22 protein-coding genes are annotated in these 23,808 nt (G+C 66.8%); 19 read left to right on the forward strand and 3 right to left on the reverse strand.

Features of this window, described 5'->3' with window-relative positions; translation table 11 throughout:
- Complete coding sequence (locus tag ACVWWW_RS08985; protein WP_051235153.1) at positions 1 to 1,293, reverse strand: nucleotide sugar dehydrogenase; 1,293 nt, start codon at positions 1,291 to 1,293, stop codon at positions 1 to 3.
- A 142-nt stretch (positions 1,294 to 1,435) separates the two neighbouring features.
- Between ACVWWW_RS08985 and ACVWWW_RS08990 the strand changes: the two genes are divergently transcribed.
- The 19 genes from ACVWWW_RS08990 (at position 1,436) to aqpZ (ending at position 20,504) form a co-directional block, all read left to right on the forward strand.
- Positions 1,436 to 1,834, forward strand: a complete 399-nt coding sequence (locus ACVWWW_RS08990; RefSeq protein ID WP_155914285.1) for a DUF4124 domain-containing protein — start codon at positions 1,436 to 1,438, stop codon at positions 1,832 to 1,834.
- A 296-nt stretch (positions 1,835 to 2,130) separates the two neighbouring features.
- Complete coding sequence (locus tag ACVWWW_RS08995; RefSeq protein WP_027083117.1) at positions 2,131 to 3,921, forward strand: methanol/ethanol family PQQ-dependent dehydrogenase; 1,791 nt, start codon at positions 2,131 to 2,133, stop codon at positions 3,919 to 3,921.
- Positions 3,899 to 4,471, forward strand: a complete 573-nt coding sequence (locus ACVWWW_RS09000) for a c-type cytochrome (RefSeq protein WP_027083118.1) — start codon at positions 3,899 to 3,901, stop codon at positions 4,469 to 4,471. Before ACVWWW_RS08995 ends, ACVWWW_RS09000 begins: the two co-directional genes overlap by 23 nt.
- 8 nt (positions 4,472 to 4,479) lie before the next feature.
- The gene (coxB, locus tag ACVWWW_RS09005) at positions 4,480 to 5,481 is read left to right on the forward strand and encodes a cytochrome c oxidase subunit II (RefSeq protein ID WP_036142617.1); all 1,002 of its coding nucleotides are present in this window, start codon (positions 4,480 to 4,482) and stop codon (positions 5,479 to 5,481) included.
- Positions 5,481 to 7,376 (forward strand): cytochrome c oxidase subunit I, encoded by a 1,896-nt coding sequence (gene ctaD, locus ACVWWW_RS09010; protein WP_036141986.1) that lies wholly within the window; start codon positions 5,481 to 5,483, stop codon positions 7,374 to 7,376. The genes coxB and ctaD overlap by 1 nt, the downstream gene beginning before the upstream one ends.
- On the forward strand, positions 7,376 to 7,981 hold the full coding sequence (locus tag ACVWWW_RS09015; protein WP_027083121.1) for a cytochrome c oxidase subunit 3: 606 nt from the start codon (positions 7,376 to 7,378) through the stop codon (positions 7,979 to 7,981). The genes ctaD and ACVWWW_RS09015 overlap by 1 nt, the downstream gene beginning before the upstream one ends.
- Positions 7,972 to 8,319, forward strand: coding sequence for a hypothetical protein (locus ACVWWW_RS09020; protein WP_027083122.1), 348 nt, complete (start codon positions 7,972 to 7,974; stop codon positions 8,317 to 8,319). Before ACVWWW_RS09015 ends, ACVWWW_RS09020 begins: the two co-directional genes overlap by 10 nt.
- A complete protein-coding gene (locus ACVWWW_RS09025; protein WP_155914289.1) occupies positions 8,316 to 10,139 on the forward strand; it encodes a PQQ-dependent catabolism-associated beta-propeller protein in 1,824 nt (607 codons plus the stop codon). The genes ACVWWW_RS09020 and ACVWWW_RS09025 overlap by 4 nt, the downstream gene beginning before the upstream one ends.
- Positions 10,115 to 10,951, forward strand: coding sequence for a substrate-binding domain-containing protein (locus tag ACVWWW_RS09030; protein WP_036141989.1), 837 nt, complete (start codon positions 10,115 to 10,117; stop codon positions 10,949 to 10,951). Before ACVWWW_RS09025 ends, ACVWWW_RS09030 begins: the two co-directional genes overlap by 25 nt.
- Before the next feature lie 100 nt (positions 10,952 to 11,051).
- Positions 11,052 to 11,402: an HU family DNA-binding protein gene (locus ACVWWW_RS09035; protein ID WP_036141991.1), complete on the forward strand. Its 351-nt coding sequence runs from the start codon at positions 11,052 to 11,054 to the stop codon at positions 11,400 to 11,402.
- A 71-nt stretch (positions 11,403 to 11,473) separates the two neighbouring features.
- Complete coding sequence (locus ACVWWW_RS09040; RefSeq protein ID WP_027083126.1) at positions 11,474 to 11,767, forward strand: hypothetical protein; 294 nt, start codon at positions 11,474 to 11,476, stop codon at positions 11,765 to 11,767.
- Positions 11,768 to 12,247: 480 nt separating this feature from the next.
- Positions 12,248 to 12,805, forward strand: a complete 558-nt coding sequence (locus ACVWWW_RS09045; protein WP_196804365.1) for a DUF3302 domain-containing protein — start codon at positions 12,248 to 12,250, stop codon at positions 12,803 to 12,805.
- Positions 12,805 to 14,019, forward strand: coding sequence for an efflux RND transporter periplasmic adaptor subunit (locus ACVWWW_RS09050; RefSeq protein ID WP_027083127.1), 1,215 nt, complete (start codon positions 12,805 to 12,807; stop codon positions 14,017 to 14,019). Before ACVWWW_RS09045 ends, ACVWWW_RS09050 begins: the two co-directional genes overlap by 1 nt.
- Positions 14,020 to 14,022: 3 nt before the next feature.
- Positions 14,023 to 15,483, forward strand: coding sequence for a TolC family protein (locus ACVWWW_RS09055; RefSeq protein WP_027083128.1), 1,461 nt, complete (start codon positions 14,023 to 14,025; stop codon positions 15,481 to 15,483).
- Positions 15,480 to 16,556 (forward strand): calcium/proton exchanger, encoded by a 1,077-nt coding sequence (cax, locus tag ACVWWW_RS09060; protein WP_027083129.1) that lies wholly within the window; start codon positions 15,480 to 15,482, stop codon positions 16,554 to 16,556. Before ACVWWW_RS09055 ends, cax begins: the two co-directional genes overlap by 4 nt.
- A gap of 3 nt (positions 16,557 to 16,559) precedes the next feature.
- Positions 16,560 to 17,249 carry a potassium channel family protein gene (locus ACVWWW_RS09065; RefSeq protein WP_155914291.1) on the forward strand — a complete coding sequence of 230 codons (690 nt, stop codon included), beginning with the start codon at positions 16,560 to 16,562 and terminating at the stop codon, positions 17,247 to 17,249.
- A 117-nt stretch (positions 17,250 to 17,366) separates the two neighbouring features.
- On the forward strand, positions 17,367 to 18,770 hold the full coding sequence (locus ACVWWW_RS09070) for a DUF3300 domain-containing protein (RefSeq protein WP_081672103.1): 1,404 nt from the start codon (positions 17,367 to 17,369) through the stop codon (positions 18,768 to 18,770).
- Entirely contained in the window at positions 18,767 to 19,675 is a 909-nt protein-coding gene (locus tag ACVWWW_RS09075) for a DUF2950 domain-containing protein (protein WP_196804366.1), read from the forward strand. The genes ACVWWW_RS09070 and ACVWWW_RS09075 overlap by 4 nt, the downstream gene beginning before the upstream one ends.
- A 97-nt stretch (positions 19,676 to 19,772) precedes the next feature.
- Positions 19,773 to 20,504 (forward strand): aquaporin Z, encoded by a 732-nt coding sequence (gene aqpZ, locus ACVWWW_RS09080; RefSeq protein WP_027083131.1) that lies wholly within the window; start codon positions 19,773 to 19,775, stop codon positions 20,502 to 20,504.
- Between the two features lie 9 nt (positions 20,505 to 20,513).
- On the opposite strand, the gene ACVWWW_RS09085 is transcribed toward aqpZ, so the two are convergent.
- A complete protein-coding gene (locus ACVWWW_RS09085; RefSeq protein WP_051235161.1) occupies positions 20,514 to 22,208 on the reverse strand; it encodes a SulP family inorganic anion transporter in 1,695 nt (564 codons plus the stop codon).
- A gap of 100 nt (positions 22,209 to 22,308) precedes the next feature.
- On the reverse strand, positions 22,309 to 23,787 hold the full coding sequence (locus ACVWWW_RS09090; RefSeq protein ID WP_027083133.1) for an OprD family outer membrane porin: 1,479 nt from the start codon (positions 23,785 to 23,787) through the stop codon (positions 22,309 to 22,311).
- Positions 23,788 to 23,808: the final 21 nt, after the last annotated feature.

The following is a 23,808-nucleotide window of genomic DNA, read 5'->3' on the forward strand; positions in this document are numbered from 1 at the left end:
TCAGAGGCGACCGTGGATGAGGTCGCGGGGCAGGGCGCCCTTGACGTCGAAAATGATGGCGTTATCGCGGCCGAAGCGAATGATCGACTCCGCGCCGTCCTGCACGAACTCGGTATGCGGCACGGCGAGCACGACCGCGTCGTAGGCACGGGCACTCGGCGCATCAATCAGGCGAAGGCCGTGCTCGCGACGCGCTTCCTCGGCATCGACGCGCGGGTCATGCACGTCCACATGCGCGCCGTATGCCGCGAGTTCCGACACGATGTCGACCACGCGCGTATTGCGCAGGTCGCCGCAGTTTTCCTTGAACGCGAGGCCGAGCACGAGCACGCGCGGATGCGGAGGCGGCGTGTCCTGCGCGGCGATCAGCCGGAGCACGCGTTGCGCGACGTGCTGGCCCATCGTGTCGTTGATGCGTCGCCCCGCAAGGATCACTTCCGGGTGGTAGCCGATGCCCTGTGCCTTGTGCGTCAGGTAATACGGATCGACGCCGATGCAGTGCCCACCGACGAGACCGGGCCGGAACGGCAGGAAGTTCCACTTGGTGCCGGCGGCTTCAAGCACTTCGAGCGTGTCGAGGCCGAGGCGTTCGAAGATCAGCGCGAGCTCGTTGACGAGCGCGATGTTGACGTCGCGCTGGATGTTCTCGATCACCTTCGCGGCTTCGGCGACGCGAATGCTCGACGCGAGATGCGTGCCGGCGGGCACGACCGATCGGTACAACGCGTCGACAAACTGACCTGCAGCGTCGCTCGAACCGGACGTCACCTTCACGATGTCGGGCAGCTTGTGGCGGCGGTCGCCCGGATTGATGCGCTCCGGGCTGTAGCCGACGTGGAAGTCCTCGCGATAACGCAGGCCCGACTCGCGCTCGAGGATGGGCACGCAGACTTCTTCGGTCGCGCCCGGGTACACCGTCGATTCGTATATGACGACGCCGCCGCGTTTCAGCGCGCGGCCGACGGTCCGGCTTGCCGCTTCGAGCGGGCTGAGGTCGGGGCGCTTGAATGCGTCGACCGGGGTTGGGACGGTAATGATGAAGACATCGCGGTCGACAAGGGCTTGCGCGTCGGAATCGAAACGCAGACGTGTGGCGCGCTGGAAGTCGCCCGCGTCCGCCTCGCCCGTGCGGTCGTGACCGCCGCGCAGTTCGTCGATGCGGCCCGCGTCGATATCGAAGCCGACCGTGTCGTGCGTCGCCCCGAAGGCTGTCGCCAAGGGCAGGCCGACGTAGCCGAGGCCGACCACGGCGATGCGCGCTTCGGCGAGGACGGGCAGGGGCGTGTCGTGCATGCGGAGATTCCCGGGGCGGCCGCCTATGATGCCCCGTCGCCCCTCATCCGTCTCGGAGAAGTCCGACACAGCGTCGCGGCTGCGGCCGATTCAACGCACGCGGGCACGCCCCGATCCTGTCGCCACGACAGGAGGATTCGCGATGACGACAAGGATGTGGACGGCGGCGCTGGCCGTCGCGATGCTGTGCGCGGCGAGCGCCGCGGACGCACAGACGGTGCAGAAGTGCGTGACGCGCGATGGTCACGAGCGCTACCAGAGCGAGCCCTGCGCGCGCGGCGAACGCACCGCCGAAATCTGGGACGCGACGCCGGACCCGGTGGTACCGGCCAGCGACGAACCACGTCCGCGGACCCGTGCAACAACGCGGAAGCGTTCGACGCGACGAAGCGCGCGAACGACTGTCGCGATGACCGACACGCACGATGACTGCGCGCAGGCGCGTGACTATCGCGACGCGGTCGAGCGTCGCGCCGGACTCGCGCGGAACTACGATCTGTTGTCGGCCCTGCAGGAGCGCGTGTACCGCGCCTGCCGATGACCGGTCGGGAACGCTTGCGGTTTGCTCGCCGGTACATCCGCGCGACGAACCCGCGAAAACGAAGCCTTTCCCGCGTTCGTACGCGACTTAATGCACTGCACCATCGAGCGCTCGCGACCTGTGAATCAGCCGCCCGCGCGACACCGCGAAATCATTCCGGTGAACCCGTTTCCGTGCGTTACCGCATGTGCATGTTTCGTGTTCGAAACATGACTCGGCGTTCACCAGCGGCTGTTTAGCGTGCCGGCCACGGCCGCGAGGAATACGCCGCGGCGCGCTTAAATGGAGATGCGACCGTGCACGATTCTGATCGGAGCCTGCGGACGATGATGGCTGCGCTGGCGAGCCTCGTCCTGGGTTTCGCCACCGCGACCGCAAGCGCCGCGGCACCGCAGGCATCCGGCGACTGGACGATGCCCGCGCACGACTACGCGAGCACGCGATACAGCCCGCTCAACGAGATCACGACGGCGAACGTCGGCAAGTTGCAGGTCTCGTTTACATTCTCCACCGGTGTCGATCGCGGGCAGGAAGCGGCGCCGATCGTGGTCGGCAACACGATGTACGTGGTCACTCCGTTTCCGAACGTGCTCTACGCGCTCGACCTGACCAAGCCCGGCGCGCCGGCGAAGTGGTCGTACAAGCCGAAGCCCGAGCCCGCGTCGCAGGGCGTTGCCTGCTGCGACGTCGTCAACCGCGGCGCGGTGTACTGGGCCGGACGCGTGTACTTCAACACGCTGGACGGCAACACGATCGCCGTGGACGCCGCGACCGGGCAGCTCGCGTGGCGCACGAAGCTCGGCAACATCAACAAGGGCGAGACCATCACCATGGCGCCGCTGGTGGTGAAGGGCAAAGTGCTGGTCGGCAACTCCGGCGGCGAGTTCGGCGTACGCGGCTGGATCGCTGCACTGGATGCGGGCAGCGGAAAGATCGTGTGGAAGGCGTACAGCACCGGTCCCGACAAGGACGTGCTCATCGGCCCATCGTTCAAGCCCTTCTATTCCGGCGACAAGGGCAAGGATCTGGGCTCGAAGACCTGGCCTGCGGACGCCTGGAAGATCGGCGGCGGCAACGTCTGGGGCTGGATTTCCTACGACCCCGAACTCGACCTGATCTATTACGGCACCGGTAACGCCGGGCCGTGGAATGCCGACCAGCGCCCCGGCGACAACAAGTGGACGGCCGGCATGTTTGCGCGCGACCCGGACACGGGCGAGGCGCGCTGGTTCTACCAGTTCACGCCGCACGACCTGTTCGATTACGACGCGATCAACGAGAACCTGTTGCTCGAGATGACCATCGCCGGCAAACGCCGAAAGGTCATCGTGCGGCCCGAGCGCAACGGTTTCATGTATGTGCTCGACCGCGCGACCGGTCAGGTCTATTCCGCGGACCCCTACGGCCCGGTCAATTCGATCCTGAAGGTCGACATGAAGACGGGGCGTCCGCAGTTCAACGCGGAGAAGTGGCCGAAGACGGGCCACACGAGCCGCCAGGTGTGTCCGTCCGCGCCGGGCATGAAGGACTGGAACCCGTCGTCGTTCTCGCCGCGCACGGGCTTCGTCTACATCCCGCACAACAACCTGTGCATGGACTGGCAGCCGAGCGAGGTGAACTACATCGCCGGTACGCCTTACATCGGTGCGGAGCAGAAGTACTACGCCGGTCCCGGCGGAAACCGCGGCGTCGTCACCGCATGGAATCCCGTGCAGCGCCGCGCGATGTGGAAGATCAAGGAAGACCTGCCGGTTTGGAGCGGCACGTTGTCGACCGCCGGCGATGTCGTGTTCTACGGAACCATGGATGGCTGGTTCAAGGCGATCGACGCGCGCACCGGCGCGCTGCTTTGGAAGTTCAAGACGGGCTCGGGAATCATCGGCCAGCCGATCGCGTATCGCGGCCCCGACGGTCATCAGTACATCGCAATCCTGTCGGGTGTCGGCGGCTGGCCGGGTGCGATCGTCACGAACAATCTCGACACGCGCGACGCCACGGCGGCGGCGGGTTGGGGCGCCGCGCTGCCGGACCTCAAGCAGAAGACGACCGCGGGAGGGACGCTCTATGTCTTCGCGCTTCCGCATTGAACTGGCGGTCGCCGTGCTCACGGCATCGACACTGCTCGTCGTCGGCTGTGAGCGCGAGCGTCGCGAATATCACTCGTCGCCGTCGGCAACGGTGCGCAACAGCCCGCGCTTGACCGACCTGCAACCCGGCGAACCGATGCCGGACCCGATCGATCCCGTCGGCCTGCATTACCAGGACAACGCGTACCACATCACGCAGGGCGGCCACTGGTTCCGCTGGTTCAACTGCAACGGTTGCCATGCCAATGGCGGCGGCGGCATGGGCCCCGCGCTGATGGACGACGAGTGGCGCTACGGCGGCCGCATCGACCAGATCCACGCGACCATCCTCGACGGCCGACCGAACGGCATGCCGTCGTTCCGCGGCAAGGTGACCGACCAGCAGGCGTGGCAACTCGCCGCATACGTGCTGTCGCTGTCGGGCAACGTCCGCAAGGACGCTGCGCCGAGCCGACCGGATTCGATGCTCGGCGCACCGCCCCCGACGCAGATGCCGACGCAGCCGAAGAAGGGCGGCGACGTAAGCGGCGTGCAGGCGCCTCCGCCGTGATGCCACGCATGACGCGATCGCTGCGTATCGCCGGCGTCGCACTCGCCGCGATGCTCGCGCTCTCGGGCTGCAGCGGCGTGCAGTCGGTGCTGGTCGGCGCGGGCGACCAGGGCGCGACGATCCGTCAGGTCTGGAACCTGCTCGTCGCGGTCTGCGGGACGATGTACGTCGTCGTGCTGATCGGTCTCGGCGTCGCGATCCTTCGTCGCCGCCGCACGCTTCAGCGCGAAGGCACCACGCGCGATCGCGCGCTGTCGATCGCGCTGGTCGCGTGGACGGTGCTCGTCGTCGGATTGCTGACGGTGCTGGTCTCGTCGAGCTACATCGCCGACCGCCGCATCCGCAACGGCAAGGCCGATCTCGCCGTGCGCGTCACCGCGAAGCAGTGGTGGTGGGAAGTCGAATATCTCGACCGCGATGCGTCGCGCCACTTCACCACCGCGAACGAACTGCATCTGCCGCGCGACCGCACGGTGCACGTCGAACTCGTGTCGGGTGACGTCATCCACAGCTTCTGGGTGCCCGCACTGAGCGGCAAGCACGACCTCATTCCGGGCCGCACCAACGCGCTGCTGCTGACGCCGCGCGTCAACGGCTATTACCGCGGCCAGTGCGCGGAGTTCTGCGGCCTGCAGCACGCGAAAATGGCGATGGACGTGCAGGTCGAGGACATCGCCGCGTTCCAGTCATGGGCCGATCATCAACGCCAGCCCGGCGCGACGCCGACCACGCCGTCCGCGGTGCACGGACAGGCGATCTTTACGCAGGCCGCGTGCGCGATGTGCCACCAGATCGTCGGTACGCCAACCGGCGGACGCACGGGTCCGGACCTCACGCACCTCGCGAGCCGTCGAACCATCGCCGCGGGAACGCTGCCGATGAATCGCGGAAACCTGGCCGCGTGGATCATCGACCCGCAGCATCCCAAGCCGGGCGCGAACATGCCCGCCGTTCCGCTGTCGCCGCAGGACGTCAGCGATCTCGTCGATTACCTGATGGAGCTGAAGTGATGGCGCAGGACCCGTCCATCGCCGAGCTGGAACGCGTCTGGGCCGACAAGCCGGGCTTCATCGGCTGGCTGACCACCGTCGACCACAAGCGCGTCGGGCGACGCTACATCGTCACCGCCTTCGTGTTCTTCGCGCTCGCCGGCATCCTTGCGTTGCTGATGCGCACGCAGCTGATCATCCCGAACAACACGGTGCTGGGGCCGGACCGCTACAACCAGGTCTTCTCGCTGCACGGCTCCGCGATGATGTTCCTGTTCGCAGTGCCAGTGATGGAGGCCGTCGCCGTCTACATCATTCCGCTGATGGTCGGCACGCGCGCGATTTCGTTCCCGCGGCTCAATGCCTTCAGTTACTGGATGTACCTGTTCGGCGGCATCCTGATCTTCGTCTGCTTCCTGATGGACATCGGCCCGGAAGCGGGTTGGACCGGCTACACGCCGCTGTCGAGTTCGGAATTCTCGCCCGGCAAACGCACCGATTTCTGGGCGCAGATGATCACGTTCACCGAGGTCGCGGCGCTGTGCATCGCGGTCGAGATCGTCGCGACGGTGATGACCATGCGCGCGCCCGGCATGACGCTGGCCCGCATGCCGCTGTTCGTGTGGTCGATGCTCGTCACCAGCCTGATGGTGATCTTCGCGATGCCGTCGGTGATGCTCGCGAGCACGTTCCTCATCACCGACCGACTGGTCGGCACGCAGTTCTACAACGCCGCTGAAGGCGGCGACCCGCTGCTGTGGCAGCACCTGTTCTGGTTCTTCGGGCACCCGGAGGTGTACATCATCTTCATGCCCGCGCTGGGGATGATTTCGCAGATCGTCGAGGCGTTTTCGCGGCGCACGATCCTCGCGTATCCGGCGATGGTGCTGTCGCTGGTCGCCACCGGTTTCCTCGCGTTCGGCCTGTGGGTACACCACATGTTCGCGACCGGCCTGCCGCCGATGGGCAACAGCTTCTACACCGCGGCGAGCATGCTGATCGCGGTTCCGAGCGGCATCCAGGTGTTCGCGTGGATCGCGACGATCGCAACGGGCCGACCCGTGCTTCGCGTGCCGATGCTCTACATCCTCGGCTTCTTCGCGCTGTTCGTGCTCGGCGGCATGACCGGCGTGATGCTGGCCTCGGTGCCGCTCAACCTGCAGGTGCACGACACCTACTTCGTCGTCGCGCATTTCCATTACGTGCTGATCGGTGGCGCGGTGTTTCCGCTGCTGGGCGCGATCGTGTTCTGGTACCCGAAGATCACCGGCCGGATGATGAGCGAGCGCCTCGGCAAGTGGTCGTTCTGGCTGCTCTTCATTGGCTTCAACGTGACGTTCTTCCCGATGCATTACCTCGGGCTGGTCGGCATGCCGCGGCGCGTCTACACCTACCTGCCGGGCCTGGGTTGGGAGATCCCGAACCTGATCGCGACGTTGGGTTCGTACATGATCGCGATCAGCGTGCTGCTCTACGTCATCAACGGCCTGAAGTCGCTGCGCAGCGGCGAGATCGCGCCCGATGATCCGTGGGGCGCGCCCGACCTGCCGTGGGCGGTGCCGTCGCCGCCACCGTCGTACAACTTCGCGCAGATCCATGTCGTCACCAACCGCCATCCGCTTTGGCTGGATCAGGACGCCACGCCGGCCATCGAACTGCCTGTCATCGAAGGCGTGCGTAGCGATCGACGCGAGGTGCTGCTGACGTCGCCGGTGGACGCGATTCCGTCGCACCGGTGGGGCATGCCCGAGCCGACCATCTGGCCGCTGCTCGCCGCGATCGCGATGACCGGGCTCTTCATCTGGTCGGTGTTCGAGGAGTGGGGCGTGGTCTGGGGCTCGATCCCGGTCGCGATCACACTCACCGCATGGTTCTGGCCCAAGGACTCCGAGCCGAGCCTCAAGGGGGAATCTTGATGCGCACGACCCGCGTCGTCGCGAACGTCCGTGACCTGAAGGATTACGGCTTCGGTCCGACCACGCTGAGCTGGTGGGGCGTCGTCGGCTTCATGCTGATCGAGGGGATGGGCTTCGTTCTCGCGATCGGTGCCTACTACTTCCTGCTGCCGAACGAAGACGTGTGGCCACCGACGTCGCCGGTCCCGCCGCTGTTCTGGTCGACATTGTTCGTCGCGGTCGCGCTGCTCAGCGAGATTCCCAACGTCATGGCGCAACGCGCTTCGAAGCGCCTCGACCTCCAGGGCGTGCGCATCGGTTTGACGCTCACGATCATCGCCGGCCTCGCGATGCTGGTGATCCGCTGGTTCGAGTTCGACGCGCTCAACGTGCTCTGGCAGCGCAGCGCCTACGGTTCGATCGTGTGGGCGCTGATCGTGCTGCATACCGTGCACACGCTCACCGACGTCTACGACAGCGTAGTGATCGCCGTCCTCGCCTGGAAGGGCGAATGGGACGGCCGCAAATTCTCCGACGCGTCCGACAACGCCATGTACTGGCACTTCATCGTCGGCAGCTGGATCGTCCTCTACCTCGTCATCTACTGGACGCCGCGATGGCTGTGAGCCGACTGCATCGCTCGCGACTCGCGCCGTGGGCCGGCCTCATCGCCGGCATGGTCGCGGAGATCGTGCACCACCAGTTGCTCAGCGACATGCTGCGCTATGACTGCCGGCTGGGTAACGGCAATTCAGGGCTTGCGGTCGGCATTCCCGCGATTGCGCTGATCGCGCTAGGTGCGTGGCTGTCGTGGGCGTCGACGCGCGGCGCCGATCCGGAAGCACCGCATTTCCAGACGCGACGCTTCATCGCGCATGTCGCGATGATGATGGCCGCGTTGCTGGCGGTCGGCATCGTCTGGCAGACGACGGCGACCATGCTGGTGCCTGCGTGCGCGCCATGAAGCGGGCGGTAGCGATCGTCGCCGCACTCGTTCCGCTCGTCGCATTCGCACACGGAGACGCAGCAGATCGCCTGTCGACGCCGGCTTGGACCTTCGATGCCGGCGTCACCGTACCGCTCGCGATCTCGCTGGTCTGGTACCTGATCGGGCTGACGCGGCTCGCATCCCGCAGCGCGACCACTGCCACGTGGCGGAGCGGGGCGGCCTGGTATCTCGCGGGCTGGCTCGTGCTCGCCGCGGCGGTGGTGACGCCGCTGCATCAGGCCGGCGAACGCTCCTTCGCCGCGCACATGCTCGAACACGAGCTGTTGATGCTGGTCGCCGCGCCGATGCTGGTGATGTCGCGGCCACTCGGCGTGATGCTGTGGGCGCTGCCGGCGTCGTGGCGTGTCGCTCTGGCGTCGACCGGCAAGACGTCGGCGGTGTCGGGCACGTGGCATTTCCTGACGTCGCCGGTGCCTGCGAGCCTGCTGCAGATGGCGGCGCTCTGGGGCTGGCATGCGCCGCCTGCGTTCGATCGCGCACTGGCGAATCCCGGCTGGCACATCGCGCAGCACCTGTCGTTCCTGGTCACGGCGCTGCTGTTCTGGTGGTCGATGCTGCATTCCCCGCGTGCGCAACGCGGGCTGGTGGTCGGCTGCCTGTTCTTTACCGCGACCGCGAGCGGCGCACTGGGTGCCCTGATGGCGTTCTCCGAAAGTCCTTGGTACGCGGGCTATGCGTCGCTGCGGCTGGACGCGTTCGGGCTGAGCCCGGCAGAGGACCAGCAGCTCGCCGGCTTGTTGATGTGGGTGCCGGGTGGACTCGTGCATGCGGCGGCGGGCATCGCGTTGCTGGCGCGTGGCCTCGTCGATGCGCCATCTCGTGCGATCGGGTCGCTCGCGGTTGCCGCGGCTGCGCTGGTCGCGATCCCGCAGGCCCGCGCCGAGACGATCTACGTCAGCGACGAACAGGCGAACGTCGTGCACGTCATCCATTCGCCGTCGTGGACGCACGAGACCATCGCCGTGGGCAAACGTCCGCGCGGGCTGCGGATGAGCCCCGACAGTCGCCGCCTGCTGGTCGCGGCGGGCGATGACGACCGTATCGATGTCGTCGACGTCGCCACCAAGCGCGTCGTCGACCATCTGCCGTCAGGCCCAGACCCCGAGCGGTTCGCGCTGTCGCCGGATGGCCGCAGGCTCTACGTCGCGAACGAAGCCGACGCCAAGGTCTCGGCCGTCGACATCGCCGGCAAGCGCATCGTCGGGCAGGCGGGCGTCGGCGCGGAGCCGGAGGGCATGGCAACGAGTCCGGATGGTCGCTGGGTGGTCGCGACGTCGGAAACCGCGAGCCTCGTGCACTTCATCGACGCCGCGACCATGAAGGTGGTCGATAGTCGAATGGTCGGCACGCGCCCGCGCGATGCGCTGTTTACTCCGGACGGGCGCTGGCTCTGGGTGACGTCGGAAACCCGCGCCACCGCGACGCTGTTCGACATGCGCACCCGAACGCCGAGCCGCGTGGTCGACTTCGATCGCGATCCAGGCGCGACCGACACGGTGCAGGCGGTCGGCATGGCGCTGTCCGGTTCGCGCCTCTACGTCGCGCTGGGCCGCGGCGACCGGGTGGGGGAGGTCGACACCGCGACCGGCCGCATCCTGCGTTACCTCCCCGCAGGCCATCGCGTCTGGGGCATCGCGTTGTCGCACGACGGTAAGCGTCTATACACCGCGAACGGCCTGTCGGGCGACGTCGGCGTGGTCGACCTGGCGACGGGCCGCAGCATCACCACCATCCATACCGGAGGCAAGCCATGGGGCGTCGCCGTCGGGCCCTGATGCTCATCGCGATGCTGCTCGCCGTGCCTGCCGTGCAGGCGCGGGAGCTTCGCGTATGCGCGGACCCGAACAACCTGCCGTTTTCGAAGTCGGATGGCAGCGGGTTCGAGAACAAGATCGTCGCGCTCATCGCCAAGGATCTAGGCGCCGACGTGCGCTACACCTGGTGGGCGCAGCGCCGCGGCAACGTGCGCAGCACGATCAACGCGAACGAATGCGACGTGGTGCCGGGTGTCGCCAGCGGCGTGGACATGCTGTCGACCACGCAGCCGTACTACCGGTCGACCTACGTCTTCGTGGCGAAGCAGGGGTCGTCGTGGACGAACGTGTCGTCGCTGGACGACCCGCGCCTGCGCGACGCGACCATCGGCGTGCAGCTCATCGGCGACGATGGTGCGAATACGCCGCCCGCGCACGCACTCGCGCGCCGTGGGCTGCACGAGCACATCCGCGGCTACACGGTCTACGGCGATTACGCGGACTCGACGCCGCAGAAGCCCATCCTGGATGCGGTCGCGAGCGGGGAAATCGACCTCGCGCTGGTCTGGGGCCCGACCGCCGGTTACTACGCGAAACAGGCCGCCGCGCCCTTGCTTCTGACCCCGGTCACGCCCTGGCTGGACGGTGCGGAACCCATGGTCTTCGACATTTCGATGGGCGTTCGACGTGACGATCGAGCGTTGCGCCGCGAGCTCGACAACGCGCTGGAACGCGAGGCGCCCGCGATCGCGAAGATCCTCGACGACTACGGCATTCCGCGCCCGTCGGTCGATCCGGCAGCCGCAGAATTGCCCGCGGCGGCGCAAAAATAGCCAAAAGCCGGGTTTTCAAGCCGAAAATGGCGAAAACCACTTGCAACCGGGACGCGGTCGCGCGATAACGCGCATTCCTTCCACCCGGAACCTGCAAACCATGGCGACGAAGAAAGCGAGCGGTGCCTCCAAGATCAAGCCGGTAACCGAACCGCTGGGCAAGAGCGGTCTGGTCAACTTCATTTCCGAGCGCACCGAAGTGGCCGCGCGCGACGTCCGCGCCGTGCTCGGCGCACTCGAGGAGGCTGCACACGGCTCGCTGCACAAGAAGGGCTGCGGCACGTTCACCTTCCCGGGCATGCTCAAGGTGACCAAGGTCGACGTCCCGGCCAAGCCGAAGCGCAAGGGCATCAACCCGTTCACGAAGGAAGAGCAGTGGTTCGCCGCGAAGCCGGCGTCCGTCAAGCTGAAGGCACGTCCGCTGAAGAAGCTCAAGGACGCGGCGGTCTGATACGCCTCCAAGCCGCCGGCCACCAGGCCGGCGGTTTTTTTTCGCCCGTACGAAACGCGTAACCTGTCGACATGTCACTCGCCTACGAAGTCGCACGCGATGCCGTGCTCGCCCTCAGCGACGAGGTCGGCCTGGTCGAACGCCTTGCGCGTGCGCACGATGTCCTCGAGACGCTCGATCCTGCCGCGCACCTGCCGGAACACCTCCGCTTCCGCTTCGAGGAACTCGTGGCCGACATTGCCTACGGCGCGGATTCCGTGCACGGCGCGCTCGCGCGCATGAGCGCGGCGGATCGTCATCGGCTTTCCGAGCGCATCGTTACGTTGTTCGCCGAAGTGGCGCGGGCCTTTCCGGGCGATCCCTGATCGCGGGTCAGTTTCGATCGTGTGACGCGGAGTCGCGAAACGGGCGAGTCGCTGCTCGCGATCAAAGCGTGGGGGGCGTACCAATCGCAATTTGCAGCAACAAACATGTCGTCGTAAACACGCGCTGCTAGTCGACGTACTTGTCGGTCACAGACAACGCGCCGCGACACGACGCAGCGAGCGTTCGAAGCAGCAAGCCGACGCCCGTCTCCGCTAAAGACCCCTCGCGCACACTTAGGCCACACGCCGGCGGCCATTACGCCGTGTCGTCGCTTCGCACGCGAACTGTCACTGCGGCCTCGTCGGCATGAGCTCGCTGGCTCGCCGTGCATATTCACCACCCGCGTGCATTGCAGCCCCGTAAACCACGGTGCTCCATGCGCATTCCTGCCCGAAGGGGCAGGGCTGGATACCCCCAGTGTCGATTCCGCGCCCTTGAACCCGCTGGGATGATCGGTGCGGACGTACTGGACCGGATCGATGAATCGACAGTTCGCACGCGTAACGCCTGTGACGCCCGCGACCGCCGATTCCACCGCGTCGCGCGGGGCACGTCGTCGCAGCCTTGCGACCGCGATGTCGCTCGTCGCGTGGATCCCGGCCGCGCATGCGTCGTTCCTGGAGGGCGAGGCGCTCGACTCGCTCGCGAACGGCGTCGCATGGGTCGCGCTGATCATCGTGCCGGTGGTGTTGATCGCGGTGTTCTGGATCGTCCACATCATGCCGGAGAAGATCGCGGAGAAGCGCCGGCATCCGCAGCTGTCCGCGATCAAGACGCTCTGCCTGCTGTCGCTGGTGTTCGGCGGAATGCTCTGGCCGATCGCGTGGTTGTGGGCTTACACCAAGCCGGTGATTCACAAGCTCGCCTACGGCACCGACGTCGACGACACGCCGCATCACGGTGAAGCGCTCACGCCGATCGACGATGCGCATGAAGCACCACGTGCCGACGACGATGTGCGCGTGCTCCGACAGCGCATCGCGACACTGGAAGCGCAGCTCGACGCGCAGTCGCACGCACCGCGAGGAAGCATCTGATGGAAATCATCCTGCTCCTCATCTATTCGTTCTTCGTCTGGCTGATCTTCTTCAAGTTCAAGTGGCTGCCGTGGACCTTCGTCAGCCAGGTGATAGTGGTGACGATTCCGATCATCGGCCTGACGCTGCTGATCCTGCTGCTGAACATCGTCGCGCCGTCCTCGTCCGACGTCCGCGTCATCAATTACGTCGTCCAGGTCATTCCGCGAACGATCGGCCGCGTCACCTCCGTGCCGGTCGAAGCGAACCGACCGGTGAAGAAGGGCGACGTGCTCTTCAGTGTCGACCCGACGCCGTACCGCGAAGACCTGTCGCAGCTGCGGGCGCAGGAACCCGAGCTGATCGCCAAGCTATCCAGCGCCGAGGCCTACCAGCGCGAACTGCGTGCACAACTACGTGCGGCACGTGCCGGTGAGACCGCGGTACGCGCCAAGCTTGACCTTGCGAAGCGGCGCGTCGGGCAGACCGGCGATCTCGCGCATTCCGGTGCCGGCCCGAAGTTCGACTACGAGCAGGCGCAGGCGGACGCACGCGCGCTGGAAGCCGACGTCGCGAACAACAATGCCGGCGTTGTCCAGGTCCAGCAGAAGCTGTCGGCGACGACGCACGGCGGCGAGCTGTCGGAAGTCGCGCAAGCGCGTGCAGCGCTCGAGCAGTTGCGCGCGCAGATTCTCAAGGCCGAGTGGATGCTCAAGGAGAGCACCGTCTACGCGCCGGCCGACGGAACCGTCGTCAACCTGCAGCTGCGCGAAGGCTCGTATGCGAGCAACCTGCCGCTGGCACCGGTGATGACCTTCGTCGAGAAGGAACAGTGGGTGATCGCGATGTTCGCGCAGAACGAGTTGCGCTACGTCAAGCCGGGCGATGAAGCGGAGATCGCGCTCAAGACGTTCCCGAATCGCATCATCAAGTGCAAGGTCGATTCGATCGTGTGGGCGTCGGGCACCGGGCAGTTGCCAATTGGTGGCATGACGCCGCAAACGGCCGCGGTTCCGCTGCAGGGCACCGGTGCGCCGGTCACTGCTGTCGGTGCACCCGTTCGCTACGCCGTGCGGCTGCGGCCGATCGGCAAGGACGCAACTGCCTTCCTGCCGATGGGCGCGCAGGGCATCGGCGCGGTCTACACCGACCACATCACGCTGATCCAGATCGTGCGTCGCATCATCCTGCGCGTGTCGACCAAGCTCGACTGGCTCGTCCTCAAGCTGCACTGAGCCATGGCCGCCCGCCCGCTTCCGGGATCGTGCATCGGCGGACTCGCTGCCACGCTGGCGGTCGCGCTGGCGATGCAGGGATGTGCGACGTCGCCACCGCCGCCGCGCGATGAGATCGCACGCGAAGCGCTGGGCGACGCACATGTGCCGGCGAACTGGGCGTCCGGCGTGCCGGCGGGCGCCGTCGCGGACAACTGGGTCGCGACGTTCGGTGACGCCGAACTCGATCGCCTCGTCGGTGAAGCGATCGCGCACAACGCGGACCTCCGCATCGCCGCGGCGCGCATGGAAGAAGCTGCGGCGCAGGTGGACATCGCGAATTCGCGACTGAAGCCCGCCATCGGGATTCTCGGCCGCGCGAGCAGCAAGCCGTTGTCGGATTTCGTCGCGATGGCCGCCGGCGCGATCGTGCGGTTCGCGTGGGAGATCGACCTCTGGGGCCGCCTGCGCTATGCGCGCAATGCCGAGCGTGCGATGCATGACGCGAGCGGTGCGGACTATCGCTATGCACAGCAGTCGATCGCTGCGGCGGTGGCGCGCACGTGGTTCATGGCCGCGGAGACGAATCGGCAGCGCGACCTTTCCAATCAAATGGCGAAGGACGCCGAATCGCTGGTCGGTTTGGCCGAGCATCGCCTGAAGATCGGCGCGGGCAGCCAGGACGACCTGCTGATCGCCCGCACCAATGCGGCGAGTTACGCCGACGCCGCGCGACAGGTCGACCTTGCGCATTCGCAGTCGCTGCGCGCGCTGGAGATCCTGCTGGGCCGCTATCCCGCGGCGCAGATCGCATCACGTGACGACCTGCCTGCGTTCCCCGGAACGACGCCCGCGGTCGGTTTGCCCACGGATCTGCTGTCACGACGCCCCGACATCCTCGCCGCCGAAGACCGCGTCGCCGCAGCGTTCGACCGCGTCGGCGAGGCGAAGGCGTCGTTCCTGCCGAGCCTGTCCATCCTGCTGGGCGCAGGGCGGCTGCAATCGAACACCAACGGCTTCCAGGACGAGCCGCGCAATACGCACAGCAGCAGCGCGATGCTGAGCGGGCCGCTGTATACCGGCGGTGCGCTGACCGGGTCACTGCGCGCGAGCAATGCCGAACAACAACAGGCGATCGCCGACTACGGCCGCATGGCGCTGAAGGCGTTCAACGAGGCGGAAGACGCGCTCAACGGCGAACAGATACTCGCGTCGCGCGAAACGTTGCTCGCTGGTGCCGCGCGCGACAGCCGCCATCTGGTCGACCTGCAGCGTCAGGCGTACCGCGTCGGCAAGGTCGACATGCGCACGGTGACGCAGAGCCTGCTGACTGCGAACGCGACGGAAGTGACGCTCCTGCACGTGCGTCGCGAACGGCTCAACCAGCGCGTCGACCTGCACCTCGCACTCGGCGGCAGTTTCGATGACGCGCCAGCGGCGACATTGCCCGCGTCAGCGTCGAGTGCGAAGGAAGCGCGGCGATGAAGTGGCTGCTGCTCTTCGTTCCGCTCGCGATCGCGCTCGAGTTCCTGATGCCGGGCAGGCCGATGGTGATCTTCGCGGCCGCGGCCGTCTCGATCATCCCGCTCGCCGCATCGATGGCGCATTCGACCGGGACGCTGGCCGAGCGCTTTGGCCCGGGCATCGGCGGTCTGCTCAACGCGACGTTCGGCAATGCCGCGGAACTGATCATCACGCTGGCCGCGTTGCGCAAGGGCTTGTACGGCATGGTCAAAGCCGCGCTGATCGGCGGAATCATCGGCAACATCCTGATGGTGCTCGGCCTGTCGATGCTGCTGGGCGGCATCGGTCGATCGTCGCAGAGCTACAACGCGCTGGCCGCGAGTTCGCAGGCGACGATGCTGTTGCTCGCGGTCATCGCGCTGATCATGCCGGCGGCGTTCCGTTCGGTCGCGCCGGAAGACTCCGGTGCGCTGAACTCGATCAGCGTGTGGATTTCGTGTGTGCTGATCGCGGTCTATGCCGCGTACGCGGTGTTCAGCCTGGTCACCAATCGATCGATGTTCGAGGACGACGGCGCGGAGCCGTCGCAAGGCGAGGTCGCACACGCGCACGGGCCGCCGCAGTCGACGCGGCGCGCGGCCGTGATGCTCGGCCTCGCGACACTTGCCGTCGTGTGGATGAGCGAGCTACTCGTCGCCGGCATCGAACCGACCGCGCATGCACTCGGGCTATCGGACGCCTTCGCAGGCGTTTTCCTGCTTGCCGCGCTCGGCATCGCCGCGGAGGGCGCGACCGCCGTGGTCATGGCGCGTCGCAACCGCATGGGCTTGTCGATGTCGATCGTGCTCGGCTCCAGCGTACAACTGGCGCTGCTGATCGCGCCGCTGCTGGTGCTGCTGAGCTACGTGGTCGGGCCGCATCCGATGGGTCTGCTGTTCGGCGGCGGGCTGGTGATCAGCGTGCTGTTCTCCGTGCTCATCGTGAACGGCGTTGCGCGCGACGGCCGATCGGACTGGCTGCGCGGCGTGCAGCTGCTAGCGGTGTACCTGATCCTCGGCAGCGTGTTCTATTTCGCGCCGGACACGGGGGGCTAAGCCGTGCCTGTGCTCACCAGGATCAGCCCGCGCCTGAGCGAACGCCGCTATCTGCTGCTGTTCGGCATGCTGCTGGCCACCATCGCCATCGGCCCACTCGCCGAGGAATTCGGTTTCGGTTCGACGCTGCTCGACGTGTTCCTCGGGCTCACGCTGCTCTCGACCGTGTGGCCAGCCCAGTCCTCCACCGCCCGCGGCGCGACGATCGCGCTGGTGGTGCTGGCGGTGCTGCTACGCCTGCTGCCGTCGGGCGCGGTCGGAGGCCACGCCGAAGCCATCAGCTACGCGTTGTGGGCCGTCATAGCGCTGTTCGCCGCGTATCGCGCACTGAACTACGCACTCACCAACGTGCCCGTCGACACCGACCACATGATGGCCGCGCTCAGCGCCTATCTGCTGGTCGGCGTGTTCTGGGGCGCGATCTATGTTGCCGTCGAAGAAGGCATGCCACGTTCGCTGCTGGTCGCGGGCCAGCCGTTCGCGAACGGCATGTCGCTCAACGACGGCATCTATTTCAGCTTCGTCACGCTTGCGACGCTCGGCTACGGCGACATCACGCCGATTACGCCGATCGCGCGCGGGCTGGCGGTATTCGAAGCGATCGTCGGGCAGTTCTACCTGGCCGTGCTGGTGGCGCGGCTGGTGGGATTGCGCCAGGTCGCGGCGACGGGCGATGGCGCGCGTCCGGGCTGAGTTGCCGTCGTGCCAGTGCGTTCGCGAATGCGATCGCGCGTGGTTGTCCCCGTGGCCATGCGGCCGCGGTCCGGCGAGTGCCGCGGCTCTTCGCCCAACTTTCAGGAGTGATCCGTCATGAACGCCCCTCGTGATTACGACCGACCCCGCCGGTCCGGGGTCGCGACCGCAGTGGCCTTCGCCTGCGTGCTGCTCGCCTCGATGCCCGGCGGCTTCGCGACGGCCGCGCCGCAGTCGTCGTCCGCCAGTGCAACTTCGGGCAGCGCGGTGTTTTCCAGCGCCGAGCTCGACCAGATGCTCGCGCCGATCGCGCTGTATCCCGATTCGCTGCTCGCCCAGGTGCTGATGGCATCGACCTATCCCGGCGAGGTCATGGACGCCGCCACGTGGTCGAAAGCCAATCCGAGCGTCAAAGGCGACGCCGCGGTGAAGCAGGTCGCCAGCAAGCCCTGGGACCCGAGCGTGCAGGCGCTGGTCGCCTTCCCGCAGGTGCTCGCGTCGCTCGGCCAGGACAGCAACTGGGTGACGCGTCTCGGTGACGCGTTCCTCGCCGAACCCGATCGCGTCATGGACTCGGTGCAGCGGCTGCGCGACGCCGCGCAGAAGGGCGGGCACCTCGCGTCCAACGAGTACCAGAAGGTGGAAGAGCAGGGACAGACGATCGTCATCGAGTCGAACGACCCGGATGTGATCTACGTGCCGGCTTACGACCCGTCGTACGCATACCCGGGCTACGGCTGGGGCGCATATCCGCCGTACTACTACCCGCCGGGCGCGTACTGGTATCCGGGCTATGCGCTCGGTGCCGGGATCATGTTCGGCATTGGCGTCGGCATCGTCGGCGGCCTGTGGGGCGACATCGCCTGGAACGGTGGCGACATCAACATCGATGTCGATCGCTACAACAACTTCGAGCGCAACATCGATCGCGAAGCCAATCGCGGCGATCGACAGGGCAATCGCGATACCCGCCGGAGCGAACGCCAGGCCGGCGACAACAAGTTCCGCCACGACAGTGCGCATCGCGAAGGCACGCCGTATCGCGACAAGGGCACGCGTGATCGCTTCGAAGGCCAGCGCGCGAGCGCCGACAACCGCATGCGTGGCGACACACCGCAACGTGCGCAGGCACGCGACCAGGCGCGGCAGTCGATGGACAACCGCGGCATGGATTCGCCCGCACGCTCGAACAGGGAAGCGCAGGACCGCGCGCGTTCGGCGTCGAACGACCGCTCGATGCAGAACCGGCAGGGCAGCCCGCCCGGAAGCCGCGACAGCTACCAGCAACGCGGCCAGAACAACATGCAGTCGCGTGATGCGGCGCGCAGCAACTACGGCAGTTCGGGCCGCGGCGATGCGTTCAGCGGTGCGAGCAGCGGCATGCGCGATACCAACGCGGCATCGAATCGCGGGCGGTCGAGCAGCTCGGGCTCGTACGGTGGATCCCGTGGCGGTGGCGCATCGCGCTCGATGAGCCGCCCGCCGATGAGTCGTGGTGGCGGTGGAGGACGTCGTCGATGAACACTTCAAAATCACTGCGTTCGATGCCGCGCGCGTTGCTGCTCATCGCGCTCGTAGCATCGCCCATGGCCTGGGCGCAGCAGGCCTATCCGACGCCGGATGCCGGTGCGTCCGCGCTCGTCGATGCACTCGGCACTTCGACCGCCGACGCCGCCAAGCTTGGCCAGGTGCTCGGTTCGAACTGGAAGGACTACGTGCCCGCGCAGGGCGGCCCGAAGCGTGCGGACGTGGATGCGTTCCTCGCCAAGTACCGGCAGAAGCATGCGTTCACCACGTCGGGCGGCAACACCATGCTGACCGTCGGCGACGACGGCTGGACGTTCCCGATCCCGCTCGTCAAGAAGTCCGACGGCTGGCATTTCGACACCACGTCGGGCGCGGCGGAAGTACGTGCGCGCGCGATCGGGCGCAACGAACTCGACGTCATCAAGGCCTTGCAGGCGTATCGCGTCGCGCAGTTCGAATACGCGGACAAAGACCGGGACGGCGACAGCGTGCTCGAGTTCGCGCAGAAGGTGGTGAGCACCGACGGTAAGCACGACGGCCTGTTCTGGGCAGACGACGACAGCAACGAAGTCAGCCCGCTCGGCCCGCTGTTCGGTGACGACAAGCCGAAGGCCGATTTTCTCGGCTACCACTACCGGATCCTGACGGGGCAGGGCGCCTCGGCACCGGGTGGCGCGTACGACTATCGGCTCGGCGACAACATGGTGCGCGGGTTCGGCCTGGTCGCGTGGCCCGCGGACTACGGGAAGACCGGCGTCACCACGTTCGTGATCAGCCAGGACGGCGTGGTGTTCCAGCGCGACCTCGGCAAGGACACCGCGCGCATGGCCGAGGGCATGAAGCTGTTCGATCCGGACAGCGGTTGGATGCAGGTGGGCGACAGCGCCGCGTCGAAGTAGCGACAGACGAGCCGGCGACGCGCGCATCGTCGCGTCGCCGGCGCACGGCGTGCCACGGCGGCGCGCCGTTTCATGCCCATCGGAAAGGAGCGACACCATGACCAAGAAACTCGTCGCCGAGCTGCTCGGAACGTTCTGGCTGGTTCTCGGCGGCTGCGGCAGCGCGGTGCTTGCCGCGAATTTCGGCGGGCCCGGCAATCCGCTGGGCATCGCCTTCGTCGGCGTGTCGCTCGCGTTCGGCCTGACGGTGCTCACCGGCGCGTACGCGTTCGGCCGCATCTCGGGCGGGCACTTCAATCCGGCGGTCACCGCCGGACTGTGGGCGGGCGGCCGATTCCCGCCGTCGCAGATCGTGCCGTACTGGATCGCGCAGACGCTGGGCGCGTTGCTGGCCGGCTTCGTGCTGTTCCAGATCGCCAGCGGCCATGCGGGCTTCGCGGTCGACCCGGACTCGGCAGGCGCGTTCGCAACGAACGGCTACGGCACGCATTCGCCCGGCGGATATTCGATGGGCGCGGCGGCGGTCTGCGAGTTCGTGCTCACCGCGTTCTTCGTCATGGTGATCATGGGTTCAACCCAGCCCAGCGCGCCTGCAGCGCTCGCGCCGGTATCGATCGGCCTGGCGCTCACGCTGATCCACCTCATCAGCATTCCGGTGACGAATACCTCGGTGAACCCCGCGCGGTCGACGGGCGTTGCGGTGTTCGTCGGCGGAGAGGCGATCTCGCAGCTGCTGTTCTTCTGGCTGGTGCCGCTGGCGGGTGGTGTCGTCGGAGGCGCGCTGTATCGCTGGCTGGGGCACGAGGGCGAGATCGAACCCGTCGCTTGATGCGATGCGTCAGTCGTCGATGGCGACCGGCGCATCCGCGATCGGCGGCAGCTCGTCCCAGACTTCGATCGCATCGGCGACGCTCGCGAATACATGGTCGGCGCCGATCGCTTCGTACAGAGGCGAGCGGCGCACGATTTCCAGCACGTCCGGGCTCATCGCCGCCAGCCAGATCTCGGTGCCGGCGGCGTGTTGCTTGACCTGCGCATCCGACAGCGCGAGAAGCGCGGTGTACTCGATGTCGAACACCGCGCGCAGGTCGAGCACGATCACGCGCGGGCGGTTCTCCGCCAGCATCGGTTGGATGCGCTGGCCGAAGTAGGCGGCGTTACCGAAGAACAACCTGCCTTCCGGCCGCAACACAAGCAGGCCCGGCACGTGTTCGTCGTCCGGATTACGTTCCGAAGGCGGACGGAAACGCCGCGTGCCCGGCTTGCGTCGCAATACGTGCAAGCGCGGATGCAGCGACTGGTAGGCCAGCGACATCAACGACACGATGATCGCCACCACGATGCCGCGCAGCGCGCCCATCGCGATGACACCGACGAGCGCGACCAGCGCCCAGATGTATTCGGTGCGACGCACGCGACGGATCGCCGCGAACTCCTGCAGGCTGATCAGGCCGGTGGCGAAGACAATGGCGATCGCCGCGAGCGTCGCCCGCGGCACGCTCTCGAGCAACGGACCGAGCCAGAGCATCGCGCCGAGTGCGAGCAGCGATGCGACAAGTCCCGCTAGTTGCGTGCGCGCACCCGCGCGGCGGTTCACCATCGTCGCGCTCGCCTGGCCGCTCGCGGGCATGCAACCGACGAACGCGCCGGCCGCATTCGCGATCCCAAGCGCACGCAATTCGACATCGGCGTCGGGGTAGGCCTCGTTCGCGGTCGCAACGGTCTGCCCTGCCGTTAGCGACTGGATGAAGCTCATCAACGCGATGCCCATCGCGGCCGGCCACAGTTGCAACGCCATGCGGAGGTCCGGCAGCACGAGTGACGGCACGCCGGTTGGCACGCGTCCGACAACTTCGACGCCCGCGGCATCCAGACGAAACACGATCACCGTCACCGTCGACAGCACCACCGCGATCAGCGGCGCCGGCATTCGTGGGCTCCATCGATGCAACGCGACCAGTAACGCGATGGTGAGCAGGGCGACGATGAACGTCGCCATCGAGGTGTCGGGCAGCGACGTCGCCAGCGATACCAGCTCGTCGACGCGACGGTCGCCTTGTACATGCAGTCCGAACAGTCGTGGCAACTGTTCGATCAGCACGACGATGGCGACGCCGGACCGGAAGCCCGTCAGCACCGGTGCCGAGATGAAGTTCGCGAGGAAGCCGAAGCGCAATGCGCTCGCGATGAGCAACATCGCGCCCGTGAGGGCGGTGAGTGTGGCCGACGCCCGAAGCAGCGTCGCGATGTCCGGGTAGGGCGCGAGTTGAGTTAGCGCCGCGCCCGTCAGCATCGCGACCGTCGCGCTGGTGCTCACGCTCAATGCGCGGGATGTTCCGAACAGCGCGTACGCCAACATCGGAACGAATGCGGTGTAGAGGCCGACGTACGCCGGGAGTCCTGCAAGCGCCGCGTAGGCAAGCGTCTGCGGCAGCACGATCGCGGCGGTGGTGATGCCGGCAACGACATCGCCACGCAGCCAGCCGATCCGGTAGTCGCGCCAGCCGCCGAGCAGCGTGGTCGCGCGATTCACGACCTATCCCGCTCGGCACGCAGCTGCGACGCGCTATGCATCGCAGTCGTGCGAACCAACCATCCGCAAGAACGCGGAACGACCACGACGGTCGTCGCGGTTACAGCGACGGCGGGTCGTAATAGATCATGACGCGGAGGTCGCGCAGGTCCTGGCTCGCCGGATCATCCTGCGACACCTGGCCGTAGCGCACGCGGAACATGAAGCCCTTCAGCGCGCCTTCCGGCACATTCCACTGCAGGTTGACGTCGGCTTCCTGCCGCGAGAACTGGCCGGGCGCGTCGGGCGTACTGCCGTTGACATACAGCCCGTACATGCTCAGGCCTTTCACGCTGTGGAAGTTGTAACCGGCGCGCATCATCCAGGCGTCTTCGCCGTCGCGGTTGAAGTCCTCCACCTGCACGCTCGTGTAGCCCGGATAGCTGCTCCACGGGTTCTGCATGTTGGTGTCGCCGCCGGCGCTGGTGTACGCGACGGTGTACAGCGCGTTGCCCCAGCCGAGTTCGGCTTTTCCACCCCACTGGTGCGACTTGAAGTCGCCGCCGCGCAGCAGGTTGTCGCCGACGTTCTGCTCATCGCTGTACTGCAGCGCAAACCCGAGCTTGGTCTTGTCCGAGAGTTTGTGGTCGTACTTACCCTCGGTATAGAAGATGTTGATGATGTCGTTGCTGTAGTAATCGATCGCACCGACGGACCAGCCGTTGAACTTGTAATTCAAACCTGCGGCATACACCCCGCGGTCCACGCCGCGCGGTGCGCCCGCGTCCTGCGCCATCGACACGAAGTGATCGGCGTTGCGCTCCTTGATCTCGTCGAAGTACCCCGCACCGAAGCGCCATTCGGGGCGACCGTCGCCGCCGTACAGACCCTGCACGACCGCCGCGGTGAAGGTGTTCGGCGTCATGCGGCTGTCGTTGCGGTTGATGTACGGCGTATCGAAGCCGCGCGCGCCGACGGTGAGCTTGGTGTCGTCGTTGAGCAGGAATTCGCCGTACAACTCGCCGAGCACCGCGTAGCCATGCTGGCCGGGTTTCAGCAGCGTGGTGCCGTCCTTGTCTTCCGGGCCGTAGAGCTTGTCGGAGCCATAGACTGTCGAGCCGAACGAGAAACGATCGCGGAAGTAGCCGGTCTTGAAACCGGCCGATCCGCCGATTGCCCACGCTGCACTTTCGCTGTCGTCGTACTTGCTGCGGTCCAGGTAGTAGGTGCGCGCCTGCACATCGAACTTGGTGTCCTGCCACGCCTTGCGACGCGTCTCGCGCACCCAGTCCTCATGCGTCGGCGGGCCGAAGCTTTCCGACAGCGGCGCCTGGCCCTGTTCGAGTGACGACGGCGGCCCTTCGCCGTCCGCGTTGTCGTTGCCGTTGCGTTCGAGAGCCGGGTCCGTGGTGCCCCCGGTCGCCGCACTGACCTGCGGTTCGAACGGCGCGAGCGCGAGCGCGTCGAGCTGTTGCGCGGTCATCGATGCCGGCGAGCCATGCGGCGTGGCGGCGAACGCTGCCGCGGCGGGCATCGCGCCCACCGCGGCCAGCATCAGGTAGAGCGACCGGCGTGCACCGGTGTGGTCGTGACGGCTCATACGTCCTCCCGGAGTGGGGTG

It is taken from the genome of Lysobacter sp. HA18, assembly GCF_054057595.1.